Annotated in this window: 1 protein-coding gene and 2 pseudogenes; all 3 read right to left on the reverse strand. The window is 52.9% G+C overall.

Annotated features, from left to right (window positions below):
- Positions 1-45 precede the first annotated feature (45 nt).
- Entirely contained in the window at positions 46-441 is a 396-nt protein-coding gene (locus FDX22_RS00300; protein WP_146716558.1) for a phage minor tail U family protein, read from the reverse strand.
- Positions 438-623 (reverse strand): annotated as a pseudogene (locus FDX22_RS00305) (phage tail protein); the annotation flags it as partial. The gene FDX22_RS00300 and the pseudogene FDX22_RS00305, both read right to left, overlap by 4 nt.
- Position 624: 1 nt before the next feature.
- A pseudogene (locus FDX22_RS00310) lies at positions 625-729 on the reverse strand (nicotinamidase/pyrazinamidase); the annotation flags it as partial.

The following is a 729-nucleotide window of genomic DNA, read 5'->3' on the forward strand; positions in this document are numbered from 1 at the left end:
GCTCCTTTCACCGGCATTGTTGGATTTGGTACAGGCATATCGTCCTCACATTTCGTAGGTAATGACATAAGTCAGATCGGCTGAACTCCACAGCCCCGCATCACCATCGCGCCGGTAGTCATAGCCGCTGGCCACCATACTGGTGATCAAATCTGACAGTGCCGGGATATCTCTCATCACCGGATAAATCCGGGACTCCATCCACGAATCCAGCTCTGAATCCGGCACCTGAGCAGGCAGGAAAACCTCAATATGCAGCTCTGCCTGCCAGGTATCGCTGTCCAGCTCTTCGCCCGTGTATTCAGCGCCGGTGAGATAAACGGCAATTGCCGGAAAATCCGCCTCATCAAAAACAGCGGGGCGACCATCAAAAAACGTCGCCCCGGTATCATGCTTCTCCAGTGCATCCAGTACGGCTGCACGGATATCAGTATGTTTCATCGCTTTATCACCATTCTCAGCTGATGCTGCAGTGCATAGCCCAGCTCTTTCGGAAGACGTTCACGTCGTATCCGTTCAATATTCTGTTTAAAAGCCGTGGTCAGCGGCACCGCCATCGGGATTTTCACCACATCAATGGGGTAGCGGTTTTTCCCGGCCACACGCTGCATGACATGCCACCGCGTTATCAAAAAACGCACTGTAACTGTCGACCAGCGGGTTCTCGCCCTTGGTAAAGGTTTGAGATATCGCCCGCTGTTTCAGCAGTGGATGTAGGCTTGCTCCTTC

It is taken from the genome of Citrobacter sp. TBCS-14 (genome assembly GCF_005280805.1).
GTDB classification, from domain to species: Bacteria; Pseudomonadota; Gammaproteobacteria; order Enterobacterales; family Enterobacteriaceae; genus Citrobacter; species Citrobacter gillenii.

What these genes read in the sequence shown, in the direction of transcription:
- FDX22_RS00300 (WP_146716558.1), bottom strand. Translation starts at nt 441, where the DNA reads ATGAAACATACTGATATCCGTGCAGCCGTACTGGATGCACTGGAGAAG.